The following is an 18,539-nucleotide window of genomic DNA, read 5'->3' on the forward strand; positions in this document are numbered from 1 at the left end:
CTTAGGGTTTTATGATGTATTTATTGGCAGTCTTTTTAAATTCCTTCAATTCATCCTCTATCCAATTCTGATCCATACCAAGGTCTTGGGCCATGATCTCCGCCACTTTTGGAGCCATCTCCATAGCAGCCCTGGCATCAAGCAAAAGAATCCTAAACCTCCTAGAGAGTACATCTTCCAGTTTGACGGCCATTTCATTTCTAATGATCCAGATCACCTCGGCGATGGTATAAGGATATTTTGGGTGCAGTTTTTCTCTCCACTCGGGATGCTCTTTGAGCATAAACCTGATCTGAAAAGCGTCTGAACCATAGATTGCCATATGCCCTTCATCCGGCTTGATCGTGAATCCATGAAGTTTTTGATTGGCAGATTTGCTTTCAGACATATTTTTGCCCGACACTCTAGGGAAATATTCTACGGTATCCTCACCCATTTTACGGAAAGTCGTCCACTTACCGCCTGTCAGGGTGACCAATTTAGAATCTGAAAGAATGACTTTATGTGTACGTGAAATCTCCTTGGTCTTGGCACCATCTTCCTTTGGCGCAGCCAAAGGCCTCAATCCGGCAAAAACAGAAAGTATATCAGCCTTGGTGGGTTTTTTGGTCAGGTAGGCTTGGGCAGTTTCAAGGACAAAATCAATTTCTTTTTCCAAAGCTTCGGGTTCCAATTGGGGTTTGTCTTTCAGGGTATCTGTGGTCCCGACGACAAGCTTCCCATGCCATGGCACGGCAAACAACACCCTGCCATCAGAAGTTTTGGGAATCATCAAAGCATCTTTGCCACCCAAAAAAGACTGGTCAAAAACCAAATGTATGCCTTGACTAGGCTGTATGCTTTTTCTCGCATCAGGATTATCCATCTTCAAGATCTTGTCAGCAAAAACACCGGTGGCATTCACCACCATTCTTGCCTTGATCTGTAAATGGCTTCCATCCAATTGGTCTATAAAATTTAGACCATCGACTTTTCCGTTGGTATCTTTGGTCAGGGATTCTACTTTGGAATAATTCAACACACAACCGCCGAGTTCGTCACAGGTCTGTGCCAAAGCAATGATCATTCTGGCATCATCAAACTGACCGTCATGGTAGACTACACCGCCTTTCAGTCCCTCCTGTTTGATCTGAGGCATCCTTCGGACAGTTTCGGTTTTACTGATAAACTTCGATTTGCCAAGCCTCCACTTTCCTGCCATCAGGTCGTATAATTTGAGACCGACAGAATACTGTATCCTGTCAAACCAAGTATAAATGGGAATGATAAAAGGTTGGTTGTAGGTGAGATGGGGAGCATTTTCCAAGAGCCGTCCCCTTTCTTTCAACGCTTCCAATACCAATAATATATCCCCTTGTGCAAGGTACCGGACGCCGCCATGAAGGAGCTTGGTACTGCGGCTGGAAGTGCCCTTGGCGAAATCCGATTTTTCTAACAAAACCACCGAAAGACCTCTCGAAAGTGCATCCAAGGCGACTCCAAAACCGGAAGAACCTCCACCGATGATGGCAATATCCCAGATTTTTTCCTGATTGTCTTTGATTTTACTGAGGTTAGCTGACCTATGCATAACGAAAAATTTTTCTTTCCAAGTTAATGGAAAAAAGAGGGAAAGTAAAATATTGAAAAAAGTTTAAAAGGATGATTTAAGCCACCCCAAAAAGTATTTCGAAATATTAATTATTTGTAGAAAAACTTCAATAATCCTTAAAAACTTTCCTCTCCACCGTACTGCCATCTTCCTTTAGAGAAACTTCGAATATAAAATCATACTCGATGTCCTGAAGCTCGGGGTATTTTTGACCTGAGCCTACAAAATAATTGGCTAAATGATTGACTGTATTGCTGTGGCCGACCACAAGGATGTTACCTGTTCTTTCCCGCAGTTCCCTGACTAGATCATCATGGTTTTTGGCATCATAGATTTCGATAGTCAGTCCTCTAGCATCCGCCAAAGGCTGTGCGGTAGTTTTGGTGCGGATGGTATTGGTGCTAAAGATGTGTTGGATTTCTTTTTGTTCAAGGATTTGCGCCAGTTTTTTGGACCTGGCTGTTCCGGCCACGCTGAGTCCGGGGTCATCGCCTTCCAGGATTTTCTCTGCATGGCGGGCTATGTAAATGGTCTTTGGTTCTTGCTTGGGTGAACAGGCAAGAAGAAGAAATAATGGGAGGAGGAAAAGGAAATTTTTCATAATCCGGTAAATTTTATTTTTGCTTTATCCCTACAATTTACCCACTAAAAGTATTTTCCAAATGCTGGTCTTTGCCTCTTACAGGCTCAAACTCCAGATATTGTTCCCAAAAAGCTTCTTCTGGCAACGCTGCTCTTAAGAAAATCTTTTCCTTTTTGATAGGATGCACAAATACCAAGTGAAATGCATGGAGATTGATACTCGCATCAGGATTGGGTTTGTGAAAACCATATTTCAAATCTCCCCTGATCGGGCAGCCCATAGAAGCCAATTGCACCCTGATCTGATGCGGTCTTCCGGAAACCGGGCGAACCTCCAACAGCCAATGGTCATTCAATTTGCCCAAGGTTTTGTAATTGAGTTCGGCCTTCTGTGAACCTTCGACTTCCTTTTCGTGTGATGTTACGAAGTTTTTAACCTCATCTTTCACAAGATAATGGGTCAGTTTCCCGGTTTCCTCTTTCGGTCTGTTTTTTACTATCGCCCAATATATTTTATGAATGTCCCGCTTGCGGAAAAGCTCCATCATGCGCTCGAGTCCTTTGGAAGTCCTCGCAAAAACCACCAATCCACTGACAGGCCGATCAAGCCGGTGAACAGGATGTAAAAAAACATCACCGGGTTTGTTGTATTTTTTGGCTATATAATCCCTGCAATAATCCGTCAGTGTCTTATCCTTGGTCTTGTCGCCCTGCACGAGCACGCCCGCAGCCTTATTGACTATCAGGAGGTGATTGTCTTCATAGACTACTGAAAATGGTTTCTTCTTCATAAAACTTGAGCTAAAGGTTTTTCTCCCACAAAGACACTAAGCCACGAAGGGAAATTTAATTAAATGTTAATAAATATTCACAAACAAAAACTTTGCGTCTTTGTGGGATTAAATTTAGAATTCGGAAGTGAAATGGAATTCTATCTCCGGATAATTGTCCTGCACCATCTGAAGCCAAGCCCTCGATTCAGCCATAAAGACCACTTTTCCGTCTTTGTCATAAGCAATGTGCCTGCTCTTCGACCGGATAAATTCATCCAACTGCTTTTTGTCTTTGCTGCTGATCCAACAGGCTTTATATAAGTTCATCGGCGCAAATTCCACCGAGGCGTTGTATTCATTTTTCAACCTGAACTGAATCACCTCAAACTGCAGCTGACCCACAGTACCCACTACTTTACGGTTACCCATTTCGTAAGTGAAATATTGAGCAACTCCCTCTTCCATCAATTGCTTCAAACCCTTTTCCAATTGCTTGGTCTTCATGGCGTCTTTGTTGATGACTTCTTTGAAGATTTCGGGGGAGAAACTCGGAATACCTTTGAAGGTCATGTTTTCACCTTCGGTCAGCGTATCACCGATTTTCAAATTGCCTGTATCAAATAAACCGACGATATCACCTGGAAATGCCTCATCGACGATCTCTCTGTCCTGCGCCATAAATTGGGTCACGTTAGAAAACCGCAGCGGCTTTGGACCACGGACATGGTTGTAAGGTTTGTTTCTTTCAAATTTTCCAGAAACTATCCTCAAGAAAGCGATCCTGTTTCTATGGTTCGGATCCATATTGGCGTGGATTTTAAATACAAATCCCGAAAACTTTGGCTCCTCCGGCTTCACCTCACGCTCCCCTGTATACCTGCCTATGGGTGAAGGGGCGATCCGGATAAAGGTATCGAGCATTTCATTGACGCCGAAGTTATTGACGGCAGAACCAAAAAACACCGGCGCAACCTTGCCTTCAAGGTATTCTTTTGGATCAAAATCAGGATAAACTCCCTCAATCAATTCCACATCTTCACGCAATTGCTTGGCATTATTTCCTCCAATCAATTCATCCAATTTGGTGTCTTCCAGATTTTGGATCGTCTCTCTGGCATCGCTCAGTTTCCGCTGACTTGGAGTGAAAAGATTGAGCTTTTTGTCATATAGGTTGTAGACCCCTTTGAATCCTTTTCCCATTCCGATTGGCCAAGAAAGTGGCCTTACCTGAATGTTCAATTTTTCTTCCACCTCATCCAACAACTCGTAAGGATCTCTTCCTTCACGGTCAAGTTTATTGATAAAACAGATCACAGGCGTATTTCTCATCCTGCAGACTTCCATGAGTTTTTCGGTCTGGATTTCGACGCCTTTGACACAATCGATGACCATGATGACCGAATCGACAGCTGTCAAAGTCCGGTATGTATCTTCCGCAAAATCCTGGTGACCTGGCGTATCCAACAGGTTGATTTTGACACCCTGATATTCAAAACCCATCACAGAGGTAGCCACAGAGATACCTCTTTGCTTTTCTATTTCCATCCAATCGGATTTAGTAGCAGTGTCGATTTTGTTGGATTTCACCGCACCCGCAGTCTGGATCGCTCCTCCAAAAAGCAGCAACTTTTCAGTCAAAGTGGTCTTTCCCGCATCAGGGTGGGCAATGATGGCAAATGTCCTTCTCTTTTGTATTTCCTTAGTCAAACTCATGTAAAGTCCTGATTCTGTAATTTTTCAGCCTGCAAAGGTAGGCTTTTAATTCCAAGGTTGGAAGGGTGGAAAGTTTAAAAGTTGAATATGGAATTTTGGATTGCTTTAAATGATCAAAAAATTAATCTATTTCTTGTAAAAGATATTCATGGATATTGGATATTCATAGATACTAATTTTGAAACAGAAGTTTTGAATAATTTGGAATACTACTTTCAAAATTGAAGATGAACTTAAAATCAGATATGGACAATAAACCAAAAGCAAAATTCAAACTTTCTGACCCAAAAAATCCTCCTGTTTGAATCCCTGAATGCCTTCTTTGCTTCCATGTAGAATAATCCTAAAGGTAGTACCCACTCCCAACTCTGATTGCTTGACAAAAATTTTCCCTTTATGATAACCTTCGATGATTCTTTTGGCAAGGGTCAGTCCAAGGCCCCAACCTCTCTTTCTTGTTGTAAATCCCGGATTGAAAACCTTTTTGAACATGCCTTTGTCCATGCCTTTCCCATTATCAGTGATATCCACAAACACAAACTTTTCACTTTCCTTGACAATATCTATCGAAATGCTCCCTTGTCCCTTCATGGCATCCACGGCATTTTTTACAATGTTTTCTATTACCCATTCAAAAAGCGATTTGTTAAGCATCGCTTCGATGTTATCAGCATAACCGTTGACTTGAATGTCCACTTTGGTAGAAATCCGAGGACGGAGGTAACTGATGGCCTCATCCACTACCGAAAATACATTTTCAAGCTGAATTGAAGGCGTACTCCCTATCGAGCTAAACCGCTCCGTGACCATCCTCAATTTGACCACATCTTTGTCCATCTCTTGGATGACCTCTTTATTTTCTTCCCAAATAGGTGAATTTTTGAGGTAATCCATCCATGCCATCAAGGAAGCAATCGGCGTCCCTAATTGATGTGCCGTTTCTTTGGTCAATCCTGCCCAAACCCGGTTTTGTTCAGCAACTTTTGATTGGTTGAAAACAGCAAAAGCAAGAACCCCAAACACCAAAATAACTGATAACTGGACGTAGGGATAAAACTTCAAAGAAGTCAAAAGCTCAGAGTTTCTATAAAACACCAAATACTCCTCACCTCTGATAGGTTCATACTCTTGCTTCATTTTTTCAAGTTCAGCTCTCAAGACTTTATCAATTTCTTCTTGATTGGCATTTTTCTTGAATTTGATGTTCTTGTGGTCAGTAGGATTGCCGTTGGCATCTACCACTATGACCGGAATAGAGTTGTTTTGTTGAATGATCTCAGAGGTGATAAAGCTTAGATTTTCCGCATCAATAGAAGCACTTGACGCATATTCAAGTGCTCTTGCTAGGAGTTCAATCTGACGCTTTTCTCTATCCTTCAATTCCTCCACCAAAATATTGGTGTAGTAAATAGATCCAAAGCTGATCACAACAGAACTGATAAATATGAGCCATTTGATACGGTTTTTGTTTTGGTAAAAATCCAAAATTCCAATATCCTGAAGTGTATTCCGCATGGGGTGTGATTAAATGGACTGAAGGTTTTGTTATAGAAAACACAATTTTGCGATAGATATTATCAATCTGACAAAATTACTTGATTACCTTCTGTGGCTTCATTTTTGTACAACTACTTATATAACTAACCATAAATATAAATATTATGAGCACAAACGATATAGGATTAGAAATAAAAGAAAGCAAGGTCTTGGTAAAGAAACTTAATGTCCTCCTTGCAAATTATCAGGTATACTATCAAAACCTCAGGAACTTCCACTGGAATGTGTCCGGACCTAATTTCTTCGAGTTGCATGCCAAATTTGAAGAGTTATATAATGTCGCCAACCTTGGGGTTGATGAAACTGCCGAAAGGATTTTGACTTTAGGGGCAAGGCCTTTTTCCTCTTACGAAGAGTACATTGAAAACTCAGAAATCAAAGAGGCTAAAAAAGTACAAGACTCAAAAACAATGGTGGAGATCGTCAGAGATAACCTTAACACCCTTTTGAAACTTGAAAGAGAAGCCTTAGAAGCAGCAACAGACCAAGGTGATGAAGGTACTGTTTCGTTGATGAGCGATTATATAACTGCAAAAGAAAAAACCGTGTGGATGCTTTCCGCATACTTGAGATAAAAAATCAGATTTTAAAAAAAAGAGGATGGGATTTTGTTCTCATCCTCTTTTTGATTTTATACATTGACATGTCTCTCAGCGTGGTAAGAAGACCTCACCAATGGCCCCGATTCGACATATTTTATCCCTCTTTCCAATCCTTCTTCTTTATAATGAGCAAATAAATCAGGATGGATAAATTCCGCCACTTCAATATGCATTTTGGTAGGCTGAAGGTATTGACCGAGTGTCAGAATGTCACACCCGTGTTCGGCAAGATCATCCATCGCTTTGTAAACTTCCTCTTTGCTCTCACCCAAACCAAGCATAATCCCGGTTTTGGTTCTTTTCCCATACTCCTTGGTCAATTTGATCTGTTCCAAAGATCGACTGTATTTTGCCTGCGGTCTCACCCTTCGGTAAAGAGCCTCCACCGTTTCCATATTATGGGAAACCACTTCTTGCCCACCACTGATCATTCTATACAATGCATCCCAATTGGATTTGACATCGGGGATAAGGGTTTCAATAGTAGTCTGAGGGGATAATTTTTTCGTTTCGACCACAGTCTGATACCAAATCTCAGAACCTTTATCTTTGAGTTCATCCCTATTTACCGAAGTAATTACAGCATGTTTAACTCCCATCAACTTGATGGCTTCTGCCACCCTTCTTGGTTCGTCAGTATCATATTCAGGTGGTCTTCCTGTGGCAACTGCACAAAACGAGCAGGATCTGGTACAGACATTTCCCAAAATCATAAAGGTAGCTGTCCCGGCTCCCCAACATTCACCCATGTTTGGACAGTTACCGCTTTCGCAGATCGTATGGAGTTTATGTTCGTCAACAAGTTTTCTGACTTTGGCATATTCCTTTCCAATAGGCAACTTTACCCTCAACCAATCAGGTTTTTTTCTTTTGGTTGCCTCTTCGGAAATTATTGGTAATTCGATCATGATCTTAAAATTAGGAATGCGAAATTAAGTTCTGGAGATGATTAAACCCAGTAAAGGATCTATTTCCTGAACCCATAGAAAAACGTGAAGTAAACTGATTGAAATACCTGACGATTTTCAACAGTTGGCATCAGCGGGATTTCTTTGGTAAAACCTTCCAATTGGTATCCAAGTTCCAAACCTGTCACATTTGATTTAAATACACCAAACTCAAAAAGTACTGCTGCTTTCGCATTTCCACCAAAAGCTATATCGGATCCACCAATCCCTTCGAATACCCTTCCAGGTCCCAAAATATTGAATCTGCTTTGATGGACTTCAGGATCAAATTGCTCTCTGACTGTCTCCAACCTATTGATGGCGTATTCAATATAGTAAGGTGCAATAATACCGATAGTGGGTCCAATAGCTCCCAAAAGCGAAACCTGAACCCCTTGCTGTGGTGCTTTTTTGAATACAATCAATTCCCGGCCATAATAGGGTCTGATTGAATATAGGTAGTTTGATTTTCCGAAAATATATGAATTTCCCAAAACAGTAGAATATCTGACTTCTTTTGGGTTTTTGACATTTACTAGATCAAGACCAAAAAAATGAAAATTGGTTTCATCTATCCTATATCCCATTTTCAAAACAAAGCCCCCAATCAAACCTCCATTGGTATTTTTATTGATTCCAAAAAGGACTTCTCTGTCATATTCATAATTTCCTGCATCCTCTCTTTGGGCGAGGACAACGGAAGCTGAAACAAAAAAGAAGAAAATTGATATATAGGCGATTTTTTTCATTTCAACGAGGTTAACGATTAAACGGAAACTTTTTAAGTAAGTTTTTAACCAAATATAAAAGTAAGAGTTTAAGGCAATGATAAAAAGTTACATATCAAGAAATCTTTGAATAGAACTTTACAAATAACTTTAGTAAGTAATTGAAGCGTTTTTATTTCGGATTTCCCTAAAATGGCTACTTTATAAGATGCTGACAAAAATTTTTCTTCAATAATAGAATTAACTTTGCTTTTCAGTCATACAAAATCAGTTCCATCCGAAACCCTTGTCGGGAAATTTAAGTCTGTTTGGTGTACAATAATTTTTAACCTTGGTGTCGCATTTTACAAACACGGGCCGTCTTTAAAAGAGAAGGCTTAATAAAAAGCAATAATCTTTGGAAAAACACCTTATCCAAGAAGCAAAAAATGGAAACAGAAAGTCCATAGAAATGCTCTATAAGCAGTTCTATGGCTATGCCATGAGTGTAGCTTTAAGGTATTCAAATTCCAGAGAGGAAGCGTGTGAAATCATCAACGACAGCTTTATGAAAGCTTTTGATAAGATTGGTCAATATGACAACCAAAACTCTTTCAAAGGTTGGTTAAGACGTATTCTGATCAATACTTCGATCGACTATTACAGGAAAAACATAAAACATACAGCTGTAATGGATATCGAAAAAGCCGATACAGAAACACTTGATCCTGATATCATAGACCAACTTTCAGCCGATGATATTCTCGGAGTTTTAAGGGATCTTCCTGAAATCTTAAGAATAATTTTCAATATGTACGAAATAGAAGGGTATTCTCATAACGAAATCAGCGAACAATTGGGAATTCCTTCAAGTACATCGAGAACCTATTTGGCAAGGGCAAAAAAGAAATTGCGAGAAAAAATCCTGGAGTTAAATCAAATCAAAAATGCGGGAGCAATTCGATAAAAAACTTGTAAACAAAATCAAATCCTCTTTAAGTGAAAAAGAGGAAATATTTGATGCTTCTGAATGGGATAAATTTTCAAAAATTTATTTCAAAAAAGAAGCCAAACCAATGCTCTTTTGGATAAAATGGGCTTCAGGTATCGCAGCGACAATACTTTTGGGAATCACATTGAATTCCTTGTTTACCCCAATTCAACAAACGACAAACCAAACTCCAAACCTGATTACCCTCAAAGAAGAAGATAAACCTGAAGAAAAAAATACGGCAATTTCAGAAGAAATCCATTCTCCCATTGATTTGCCTGATACCGATCAATCAAAAAATAAAGATATAAATGAAGATTTTGGGACAAAAAACAAGGCTGCATATAAAGCTCCTCCTCTATCCAATATCACAGCAACAAAAAAAGAGGCTGCAAAAAAAGATACCTTTTTAGCTGAAAAAATAAAAAGCACCCTATTGCCTGAACAAAAAACAGAAGGGAATTCCAACTTTTCAAATACTCCAAAAACCTCCTCAGAGCCGATAGGAAAAAGCGAAAGTGAAGAAATGACCCAAGAAGAGGCCATCGTGCAAATCGAAGAATGGAAAAGTGAAAAGGCAATAGCTTTGAAAGAAAATGAGGTTGAAAAAAACTCATTTGGAAAGGAACCCATTAAACTAGGGGTTTTGGTTGCACCACAGACCATTTCCAATTCAACCCAAAGCATCAACATGGGAGCCGGACTGATGTCCGAATTTTCAATATCCAAAAAACTTAAGTTTGATGTGGGTTTGGCATATGCAAGACAAAATATTTCGCCAAATTCAAATTCAAGTCCAATGTTGGCAAGCAATCCAAATGCTTTGGAAAATTTTGACATGAAAATTGCTTCATTTACCGGAAACGTAATCAACTCCTCCCGGGAATTAAGTTTTGGACAATTGGAAATTCCATTGAACCTTAAATACAAAGTCTTTGAGAAAAAAGAATCTGACCTTTATTTGATTTCGGGTGTGTCCAATATGGTATATCTCAATCAGCAGGATGTCACCACTTTCAGCACTGCCAATATTGCAACCTCTAATTTTGCAAATAGCCAACAAGCAGTTGAGACTATTACCCAAACCTTAGAACCTGATTCCCAAGAAAGCGGCATTGATACGGGGCGGATGTTGAATTTTGGAGTAGGATTTGAGCAAAACCTTAAAAATGGGACATTTCTTTCCATAGAACCTTTTTATAAAATCGCTCTTGGAAACCAAACCTTTACAAACCAACAATTCTCAATCGGAGGCATAAATCTTAGAATAAACTTTCAATTAAAAAATAAAAAGAATAACAATGATTAGAAAAATTATATTACCTGTCATGCTTGGATTGCTGGTAGGTATTTCAGGATGTTTTCCGGAAGTTGAGTCAGATTTACAGATTGCGATAGAAAGAGACGACAAGATCTTGTCTGATTATCTTTCTAGCAATAATATTGATGCCATAGAGACCCAAGTGGGTTATTTCTATAAAAAAGACATCTCGAATGAAACTGGGAATCAGATCGTTAACAATGATAACATTGGTGTATATTATGAAATCAAAACCATTGATGGTCAATTGATCGAGGATTATACTGATGAAACTAAACCTCCGAGAATATTTAGGTATACCGAGGGAGGATTGATTCCTCGGGCAATCAATTTTGGTTCAGGACTTGCTAAAACAGGGGAATCATTTACACTTTATGTCCCCTCCTATCTCGCCTACCAGGAGTACAGTTACCAGCAACTGATACTTGCCAATTCCAATCTTGTGATAAAAGTAAAATACGCGGAAACCTATACCAGCAATGAAATCAAGGAAATCGAGGAGGAAATGATTTTGGATTATATTTTAGAAAAAAATCTGGAGGGAATCATAAAAACAGCAGACAGTATTTACGTAAAAACTATCAAGACAGGTGATCCTGAAAGTAAAGTTACTGTAAATGGAGACATTATTAATTTTACATATAAGATCCTTCAGCTAGACAGTCAAACTCCCTTTGCCCAGTCAATTGGAACGACGCCTTTTCAAGTTACCGTAGGAAGTGAATCCAATCCAAAATTTTTAAATCTAAGTTTAAAAGGTTTGAAAAAGGGTCAGGAAATCGAAGTAATCATTCCCTCCCATTTAGGATTCGGGGTCTCTGCACAAGTGTTCCCATTTACTATCAGAAAAGATTTGTTTGACAAAGGGTTCTTGACACAAATCGCCAGGCCATTTGAGCCCATGATTTTTAAGGTCACGGTTACCAATGTCAGGTAAGTAAAAAATCCAAAATTCAACAAGCCTCTGCAGACTTACTGTGGGGGCTTTTGTTTTATTGGATTGTTTGTACAAATTTGTCCATACTATAGCCCAAATATTATATGCGATTCTTGTTTGATAGTTTTGTTGGGTGGAAATCCCATTGTGAAAAAAATCAAATCAGCTTACACCAGGCTGTTATTGATTTCGAAATTTCTCAAAAAAACGGAGTTGAAGAAGAAATATTGGCAGGTTTGCAAAGAGCCTACAATGTCATGAAAGAGGCTGTAGACACAGGATTGGTTACTGATATGACTTCAAGATCCGGAATGATCAATAACGGTGCAAAAAAAGTATTTAATTTTCCTCTTGCTGTTTTATCAACAGATTTTCAAAAGCTGATCTCAAGAGCTTTAGCAGCCAAGGAAGTCAATTCTTGTATGGGAAGGGTTGTTGCTGCACCGACGGCAGGTGCATCAGGTATTTTACCGGGAACTTTGTACACACTACAGGAAATTCATGGACTTTCTGATTCAAAGATTATAGAAGGATTATTGGTTGGGGCAGGTATTGCCTTAATTATCGAACAGAAAGCGAGTTTGGCCGGTGCAGTGGGCGGTTGTCAAGCCGAAACCGGTTCAGCTGCTGCAATGGCATCAGGTGCAATTGTATATTGTCTTGGGGGAACAATTGATCAGGTCTTCAATGCAGTGGCCATTACCATCCAATGTATGCTCGGACTTGTATGTGATCCTGTGGCAGGATTGGTCGAAGTTCCTTGTGTAGTCAGAAATGCTAGTGCCGCAGCCATTGCATTCAGTTCAGCCCAAATTGCAATTGCTGCTGTTAGTTCTGTCATTCCTGTCGATGAGTGCATCGAAGCAATGGGCGAAATCGGATCAAGTATGGAAAGTAGATATAAAGAAACCGCAATGGGTGGCTTGGCGGCAACACTTACAGGACAGGAAATATCAAAACGTGTTTTGATTCAGGATATTGAAGTCCTGCCTGATGAGCATTCAGCGGAGTAAAGTATCAAAGAAAGGGATGCTCAATATCCAATTTATTGAACCTCCAAGAACAAACGCCCAAAAGAAAGCACTGATGGACATGTAAAGAATAATTTTCTTTTTATCTACATTGAATGCATTCATTACAATGGTTCCCCCAATAGGAGTTAGAAAAATAGGCGTGAATACAGCGACACCGATGGGACCAAACTTTCTCCATACCCTTACAATTTTCCGTGACCTTGGGGAAAATCTTTTTTTATTGGGTGAAATTTTTAAGTCCCAATAGGATTTAAACCAATCCCCGACATAGGTCAATGATACCACTGTGGTCATCATACCCCCAACCGAAACCAAGACTATCTCAACCAAAGAAAAACCTGCCGCAGCACCCAAAACTGGTCCTGATATGAATTTGAAAAGACAGGCAACATAAATCCCAAGAAATTTCAAAATATAGTTTGTCATAAAATAATGAAAATGTAAGTGAAATAGCCTATAAACAGGAAAACACCTTCAATTCTGGAAACCCTGTTACCTGTTCTCAAAATGGGATATAAAATAAATGTAAATCCCAACATCCAGAAAAAATCTTGGTTAAGGAAACCTTCAGAAACAGGAATAGGGCTAATGACTGCAGTCGCCCCAATTATAGCCAGAATATTCATGATATTGCTTCCAAGAATATTCCCAACAGCAATATCGGTTTTTTTATTGATGGCTGCGATAATTGAAGTGGCCATTTCAGGCAAACTAGTGCCAATGGCTATTACAGTAATTCCAATAATCCTTTCACTCACTCCAAAAACAGAAGCAATTACAACAGCACTTTCAACAAACAAATCAGCACCGTAATAAAGTCCAATAATACCTAAACCAAGAAAAAGAAGGGATTTCCAAACCGGTAATGGTAAGATCAAATCACTTTCCAATTCACTGAGGTTTGGTTTACTCAATTTATAAAAAAAATAAAGATTTATTAAAAAAAGAATCAGCAGAAGCACAAGTCCTTCAATACTTGAAATAACACCATTATAAGATAGAAGATAAAAAATAATTGAACTCATTATGAGTACCAAATAATCAACTTTGAAAACAGAAGAATTTATTTTGATCGGAAACAAAGTTGCACTGATCCCCAAGACCAAGGAAATATTTGCAATATTAGAACCTATAACATTCCCAATTGCAATATCGCTTTTACCATCCAAGGCAGCATTGATACTTACTAAAAGTTCAGGAGCGGATGTTCCAAAAGCGACAATTGTAAGTCCGATAAATCCCTGGCTTAAGCCAAACTTAAGTGCCAACGAGGACGCTCCATCCACTAAAAACTTTCCTCCACCTAATAGAATTATTAAGCCTAGACATAAAAACAAATAAATCATCTATTGATTAGATTTTATTTCCAAAGCAAAGATCTCCAGCATCTCCAAGGCCTGGAATAATATATGATTTCTCATTTAGACGTTCATCTAAAGAGCAAATCCATAATTTGAATGGAATTTTGACATTTTCATTAACATACCTAACACCTTCCGGTGCAGCAATTACACTTACAATATGAATATTTTGAGCAATCCCTTTTATTTGTAGATTTTCAATAGTCTTGACAATTGATTTTCCGGTTGCCAACATTGGATCAACCAAAATTAGATTCTTGTTATTGATATCAGGAGTCGCCTGATACAAATACTCTATTTCAATTCCTTCATTTACATTTTCCTCCTCCTTTCGATAAGCCCCTATAAATCCGCTGTCAGCTAGATCAAAAAAATTTAAAAATCCTTGGTAAAAAGGAAGTGCAGCCCTCATAACGGATATGAGGATTGGTTGTTCTAGGATCAAACGTGATTTTTTTGTTCCTAAAGGAGTTTCAACATAAACTTCCCGATAAGTCAATGTTTTCGAAATTTCGTAGGCCATTATTTCCCCCAATCTTTCGAGATTCCTCCTAAATCTTAACCTGTCTTTTTGATGATTTTTATCTCTGAGTTCAGCGAGAAAGTGGTTGGCCACACTATTATTTTTTTCTAAAATAAACATAATGCAAGAATTTTATTTTGGTCAGGTTAAATGTCACAATAAATAAAACAACCATTAAGCGGTGAATTTTAAAATATAGTCAAAAAAAAAGCCCGATTCTAGGAATCGGGCTTTGAATGTTATTAGATGAGATTATTTAACTTCAAAACTAGCTCTTCTGGACAATTGTCTTGCGTCAGCTGAGTTTTTGTCTACACTAGTGTCTTCACCGTAACCTTTGTAAGAAAGTCTTGATGCATCAATACCTGCTGCGATCAAAAGATCATATACAGCTTTAGCACGTCTTTCTGACAACTTCATGTTGTAATCTTCAGGACCTAATTCATCTGCAAATCCTTTGACTTCCAATTTAACTCCTGGATTTCTTTTCAAGAAATTAGAAACATAATTCACAGAAGAAGCAGAAAATCCAAGTGGTTTAGCTGAATCGAAAGCATAGTAAACGTTAACATAATTTTCATTTATAGCTCTCTTGAAGAAATCAACTTCTTCTTTTACTTGCTCGATTGGGCAACCATTGTTAGAAGCAGGGCCTGGAGCAAATGGACATTTATCCAAATGATCAGGAATACCATCACCGTCAGAATCAATTGTTCTACCGTTAGAATCAACTCTTGCGCCTGATGGAGTATTTGGTTCTTTATCTAAATAATCAGGAATACCATCACCGTCAGAATCTTTAAGCATATCCTTGATCTCACCGATTTGTTGAGCCAATTCTGCTTTTGTAGCATATTTATCAGCTTCCACATACCAATCTGCATGTGTTGCACTTTTCCCAAGATAGAAGGTCAAACCAAGAGTTCCTGTCCACCAAGTTCCGTTAGTACCATAGAAACCATTGTCCAATGATGGACCAATGTTGGTATTACCGTCAAAAGTAACAGTTTGTCTACCATTAAGGATTGTACTGATATCTCCTGTCAGAGCAATTTTCTCAGAGAGTTTAATCTGAGTGGTTAACCCTGTGATGATGTTGTAAACATTATCATCGAATGTAATTGGAGGACCATCATGTCTAACCTGACCGATACCTGCGCCTAAATGACCAAGCAAGTTTACTCTTCTAGTAAATGATTCAAATTTCATTATTCTACCTAAGTTGGCGATACCTTGAAGGTTTAACCTGTAGTAACTAGTAGAAAATGCAGGATTGTTGTCTTTTCCGGATTCACTGAATGAACCCAAGCCATAATCCAATTTTGCACCAAATTTGTCATTGAACATATACCTTACACCAAAGTCGATATGACCAAGATTTAATGTAGGTGAGAAATATCCAGGTGACAAAGGAGCCATCGGTTTGTTGAAACCTCCATTGAGTTCTAAAGACCACTTGTTATAGTCGTCTTGGGCGTTAACTCCTAAAGCTAAACAGCCCGCCATAATTGTAGATAGTAATATTTTTTTCATAATAAAAAATTTTTTGTTCAGATTTTTAGGTGTTTAATTGATTTGACTGCAAATTTATAAACTTTTAACTATTCACAAATGTATATTAATATTTTAAAACTATACCAAAATTCTTTTTGATTTTTAATGAATTTACAATTTAGAACGATGCAAAATACATAAAATCATGTCAAAATTATTGATTGATCTTTTAGAGATAAACAGCGTTTCGGGAAATGAATCACCAATGACAGATTTTCTCATTGAATATATATGGAAACGCAAAGATCATTGGAAGGTTCAGCCTGAGGTATATTTTGGAGAGGATTTCCATGACTGTCTGTTACTTAAATTTGGAAAACCGACGGGCGCTGTATTTTCTCATATAGATACAATCGGGTTTTCCACAAGATATGAAAATCAGCTTATCCCAATAGGAGGCCCTGAAATTGAACAAGGAACTAGACTTATTGGGCATGATAGTCTTGGACCAATTTCATGCAAAATAATATTGAATGACGATTTTGCCTTTCATGATTTCCCAAGGGCAATAGACCGGGGCACCTTACTTTCCTTTGAACAATCCATCACTATTGACGATGAATTTATCCAAGCAGCTTATTTAGACAACCGACTTGGGATTTACAATTGTCTGAAATTATGCGAGGAATTAGAAAATGGATGGGTTGCATTTTCGACTTATGAGGAACATGGAGGTGGAAGTGTTCCCTATTTGCTAAGATTTATAAACGAAAATGAACCGATCAAATTCGCCTTGATTTCTGATATCACATGGGTCACTGAAGGTGTTCAGCATCACAATGGGGTTGCGATTTCTTTGCGGGATAAATTTATCCCCAGAAAAAAATTTCTCGAAAAAATACTGAGTCTTGCAGAGGAGAGTGGTATTCCTTATCAACTGGAAGTTGAAGGAAGCGGTGGAAGTGATGGTCGAGAGATCCAATTTTCACCCTATCCTATTGATTGGTGCTTTATCGGAGCCCCTGAGGATAATGTACATACTCCTCAAGAAAAAGTTTCATTAAAAGACCTTCAAAACATGGTGGACTTGTATAAATATTTGATGAAACGATTATAGGATTAACAATTAAATAGATGGAGAGGAATCTTTTTTTTTTATATTTGCCCTGCCCTTGAAAAAAGGGCATTTTTATTTGATCCTATGATATCAATTAAAGAAAAAATATTTGTTCCATATATTACTGCCAATTCTTTGAAGAAGAGGGTTGAAGAAATCGGGAATGAAATATCGAAGGATTTCAAAGAGGACTGTCCTGTTTTGCTTGGAGTTCTCAATGGTTCCTTTATGTTTTTGTCTGATTTGGTAAAATCTATATCCACACCTATGGAAGTCTGTTTTGTCAAAGTTTCTTCTTATTCGGGAACAAGCTCTACCGGAAATGTCAAAAACCTTATGGGTCTAGATATTGATTTGAAAAACAGGTCTATTATTATTGTAGAGGATATTATTGATACAGGGTTAAGCATGACCCATCTCTTAGAGATGGTCCAAAAAGAGCATCCAAAAAAAATCGCGATAGCAACATTGCTATTAAAGCCTGAAGCTCTTAAATATCCCATGGAAATAAATTATATCGGATTTGAAATTCCAAATAAGTTTGTGGTAGGATACGGAATGGACTTTGACGGATTGGGAAGAAATCTTCCGGAACTCTATCAATTGAAATAAATATAATCATATTAACTAAATCAGAATATGCTCAATATTGTATTATTTGGCCCTCCGGGGGCAGGCAAAGGAACCCAAAGCGAAAACATTATATCAAAATATAACCTCACCCATTTATCCACAGGGGATTTGTTTAGAAAACACCTTGGAGAAGGAACAGAACTCGGAAAGCTTGCCAGAAAATATATGGATGAAGGCAGACTCGTTCCGGATGAAGTAGTCATCAGTATGGTGGATGATAAAATAGCAAATACACCTGAAACAAACGGATTTATTTTTGATGGATTTCCCAGAACTGTAGCTCAGGCAGAAGCATTGGACAGATTAATGGAAAAAAACAATATTAAAATTTCGGGTATGATTGCCTTGGATGTGGCCGAAGACATATTGAAAGAAAGAATCAGAGAAAGGGGAAAAACCTCAGGGAGAACTGATGATCAGGATGAATCAAAAATTGAGACCCGGATAAGGGTATATCTCGATGAGACACTTCCTGTAGCTGAATACTATGAAAAGCAAGGAAAATTCACCAAAATTAATGGTGTCGGAACTATAGAAGGAATTTTTGCTGACATTACAAAAGTGATTGACCAATACTAATTCTGAATATTTCTTACCTTTGCAGGGAAGATTATCCGGCTAAGCCTTCAAGCTTAGCCATTTTTGTTTAAAACCTT

The 18,539-nt window shown here is 38.4% G+C and carries 19 protein-coding genes; 8 read left to right on the top strand and 11 right to left on the bottom strand.

What is annotated here, in order from left to right:
• Position 1: 1 nt before the first annotated feature.
• The 5 genes from NK987_RS10770 to NK987_RS10790 all read right to left on the bottom strand — a co-directional run bounded on the left by NK987_RS10770 (position 2) and on the right by NK987_RS10790 (position 6,174).
• Positions 2 to 1,570, bottom strand: coding sequence for a glycerol-3-phosphate dehydrogenase/oxidase (locus NK987_RS10770; protein WP_259263850.1), 1,569 nt, complete (start codon positions 1,568 to 1,570; stop codon positions 2 to 4).
• A gap of 127 nt (positions 1,571 to 1,697) precedes the next feature.
• Positions 1,698 to 2,192, bottom strand: a complete 495-nt coding sequence (locus NK987_RS10775; RefSeq protein WP_259263851.1) for a SixA phosphatase family protein — start codon at positions 2,190 to 2,192, stop codon at positions 1,698 to 1,700.
• 37 nt (positions 2,193 to 2,229) lie between these two features.
• Entirely contained in the window at positions 2,230 to 2,964 is a 735-nt protein-coding gene (locus NK987_RS10780; RefSeq protein WP_259263852.1) for an RluA family pseudouridine synthase, read from the bottom strand.
• A 114-nt stretch (positions 2,965 to 3,078) separates the two neighbouring features.
• Positions 3,079 to 4,659 (bottom strand): peptide chain release factor 3, encoded by a 1,581-nt coding sequence (locus NK987_RS10785; protein WP_259263853.1) that lies wholly within the window; start codon positions 4,657 to 4,659, stop codon positions 3,079 to 3,081.
• 270 nt (positions 4,660 to 4,929) lie between these two features.
• Positions 4,930 to 6,174 (bottom strand): sensor histidine kinase, encoded by a 1,245-nt coding sequence (locus tag NK987_RS10790; protein ID WP_259263854.1) that lies wholly within the window; start codon positions 6,172 to 6,174, stop codon positions 4,930 to 4,932.
• Between the two features lie 146 nt (positions 6,175 to 6,320).
• Here NK987_RS10790 and NK987_RS10795 point away from each other — a divergent pair, with 146 nt between their 5' ends.
• A complete protein-coding gene (locus NK987_RS10795) occupies positions 6,321 to 6,791 on the top strand; it encodes a Dps family protein (protein WP_259263855.1) in 471 nt (156 codons plus the stop codon).
• Between the two features lie 56 nt (positions 6,792 to 6,847).
• On the opposite strand, the gene lipA is transcribed toward NK987_RS10795, so the two are convergent.
• Entirely contained in the window at positions 6,848 to 7,726 is an 879-nt protein-coding gene (lipA, locus tag NK987_RS10800) for a lipoyl synthase (protein WP_259263856.1), read from the bottom strand.
• Between the two features lie 59 nt (positions 7,727 to 7,785).
• On the bottom strand, positions 7,786 to 8,514 hold the full coding sequence (locus tag NK987_RS10805) for a hypothetical protein (protein WP_258424938.1): 729 nt from the start codon (positions 8,512 to 8,514) through the stop codon (positions 7,786 to 7,788).
• A 376-nt stretch (positions 8,515 to 8,890) separates the two neighbouring features.
• On the opposite strand from NK987_RS10805, the gene NK987_RS10810 reads away from it, so the two are divergent.
• The 4 genes from NK987_RS10810 (at position 8,891) to sdaAA (ending at position 12,734) form a co-directional block, all read left to right on the top strand.
• Positions 8,891 to 9,439: an RNA polymerase sigma factor gene (locus NK987_RS10810; RefSeq protein WP_258424939.1), complete on the top strand. Its 549-nt coding sequence runs from the start codon at positions 8,891 to 8,893 to the stop codon at positions 9,437 to 9,439.
• A complete protein-coding gene (locus NK987_RS10815) occupies positions 9,420 to 10,772 on the top strand; it encodes an outer membrane beta-barrel protein (RefSeq protein WP_259263857.1) in 1,353 nt (450 codons plus the stop codon). The genes NK987_RS10810 and NK987_RS10815 overlap by 20 nt, the downstream gene beginning before the upstream one ends.
• On the top strand, positions 10,765 to 11,721 hold the full coding sequence (locus NK987_RS10820) for an FKBP-type peptidyl-prolyl cis-trans isomerase (protein WP_259263858.1): 957 nt from the start codon (positions 10,765 to 10,767) through the stop codon (positions 11,719 to 11,721). The genes NK987_RS10815 and NK987_RS10820 overlap by 8 nt, the downstream gene beginning before the upstream one ends.
• A 104-nt stretch (positions 11,722 to 11,825) precedes the next feature.
• On the top strand, positions 11,826 to 12,734 hold the full coding sequence (gene sdaAA / locus NK987_RS10825; protein ID WP_259263859.1) for an L-serine ammonia-lyase, iron-sulfur-dependent, subunit alpha: 909 nt from the start codon (positions 11,826 to 11,828) through the stop codon (positions 12,732 to 12,734).
• Here sdaAA and NK987_RS10830 read toward each other — a convergent pair.
• The 4 genes from NK987_RS10830 to NK987_RS10845 form a co-directional block, all read right to left on the bottom strand.
• The gene (locus NK987_RS10830) at positions 12,723 to 13,181 is read right to left on the bottom strand and encodes a hypothetical protein (protein ID WP_259263860.1); all 459 of its coding nucleotides are present in this window, start codon (positions 13,179 to 13,181) and stop codon (positions 12,723 to 12,725) included. The two genes, sdaAA and NK987_RS10830, sit on opposite strands and share 12 nt — an antisense overlap.
• A complete protein-coding gene (locus NK987_RS10835) occupies positions 13,178 to 14,101 on the bottom strand; it encodes a calcium/sodium antiporter (protein WP_259263861.1) in 924 nt (307 codons plus the stop codon). The genes NK987_RS10830 and NK987_RS10835 overlap by 4 nt, the downstream gene beginning before the upstream one ends.
• Before the next feature lie 7 nt (positions 14,102 to 14,108).
• Complete coding sequence (upp, locus tag NK987_RS10840; RefSeq protein WP_259263862.1) at positions 14,109 to 14,759, bottom strand: uracil phosphoribosyltransferase; 651 nt, start codon at positions 14,757 to 14,759, stop codon at positions 14,109 to 14,111.
• Between the two features lie 132 nt (positions 14,760 to 14,891).
• Positions 14,892 to 16,172: an OmpA family protein gene (locus NK987_RS10845; RefSeq protein WP_258424946.1), complete on the bottom strand. Its 1,281-nt coding sequence runs from the start codon at positions 16,170 to 16,172 to the stop codon at positions 14,892 to 14,894.
• Between the two features lie 166 nt (positions 16,173 to 16,338).
• Here NK987_RS10845 and NK987_RS10850 point away from each other — a divergent pair, with 166 nt between their 5' ends.
• The 3 genes from NK987_RS10850 (at position 16,339) to NK987_RS10860 (ending at position 18,462) form a co-directional block, all read left to right on the top strand.
• Positions 16,339 to 17,250, top strand: coding sequence for a M20/M25/M40 family metallo-hydrolase (locus tag NK987_RS10850; RefSeq protein WP_259263863.1), 912 nt, complete (start codon positions 16,339 to 16,341; stop codon positions 17,248 to 17,250).
• An 84-nt stretch (positions 17,251 to 17,334) separates the two neighbouring features.
• On the top strand, positions 17,335 to 17,862 hold the full coding sequence (gene hpt / locus NK987_RS10855; RefSeq protein ID WP_259263864.1) for a hypoxanthine phosphoribosyltransferase: 528 nt from the start codon (positions 17,335 to 17,337) through the stop codon (positions 17,860 to 17,862).
• 27 nt (positions 17,863 to 17,889) lie between these two features.
• A complete protein-coding gene (locus NK987_RS10860) occupies positions 17,890 to 18,462 on the top strand; it encodes an adenylate kinase (RefSeq protein WP_258424949.1) in 573 nt (190 codons plus the stop codon).
• Positions 18,463 to 18,539 lie beyond the last annotated feature (77 nt).

Origin of the sequence: Aquiflexum gelatinilyticum (assembly GCF_024813435.1) — a bacterium.
Lineage (GTDB): Bacteria > Bacteroidota > Bacteroidia > Cytophagales > Cyclobacteriaceae > Cognataquiflexum > Cognataquiflexum gelatinilyticum.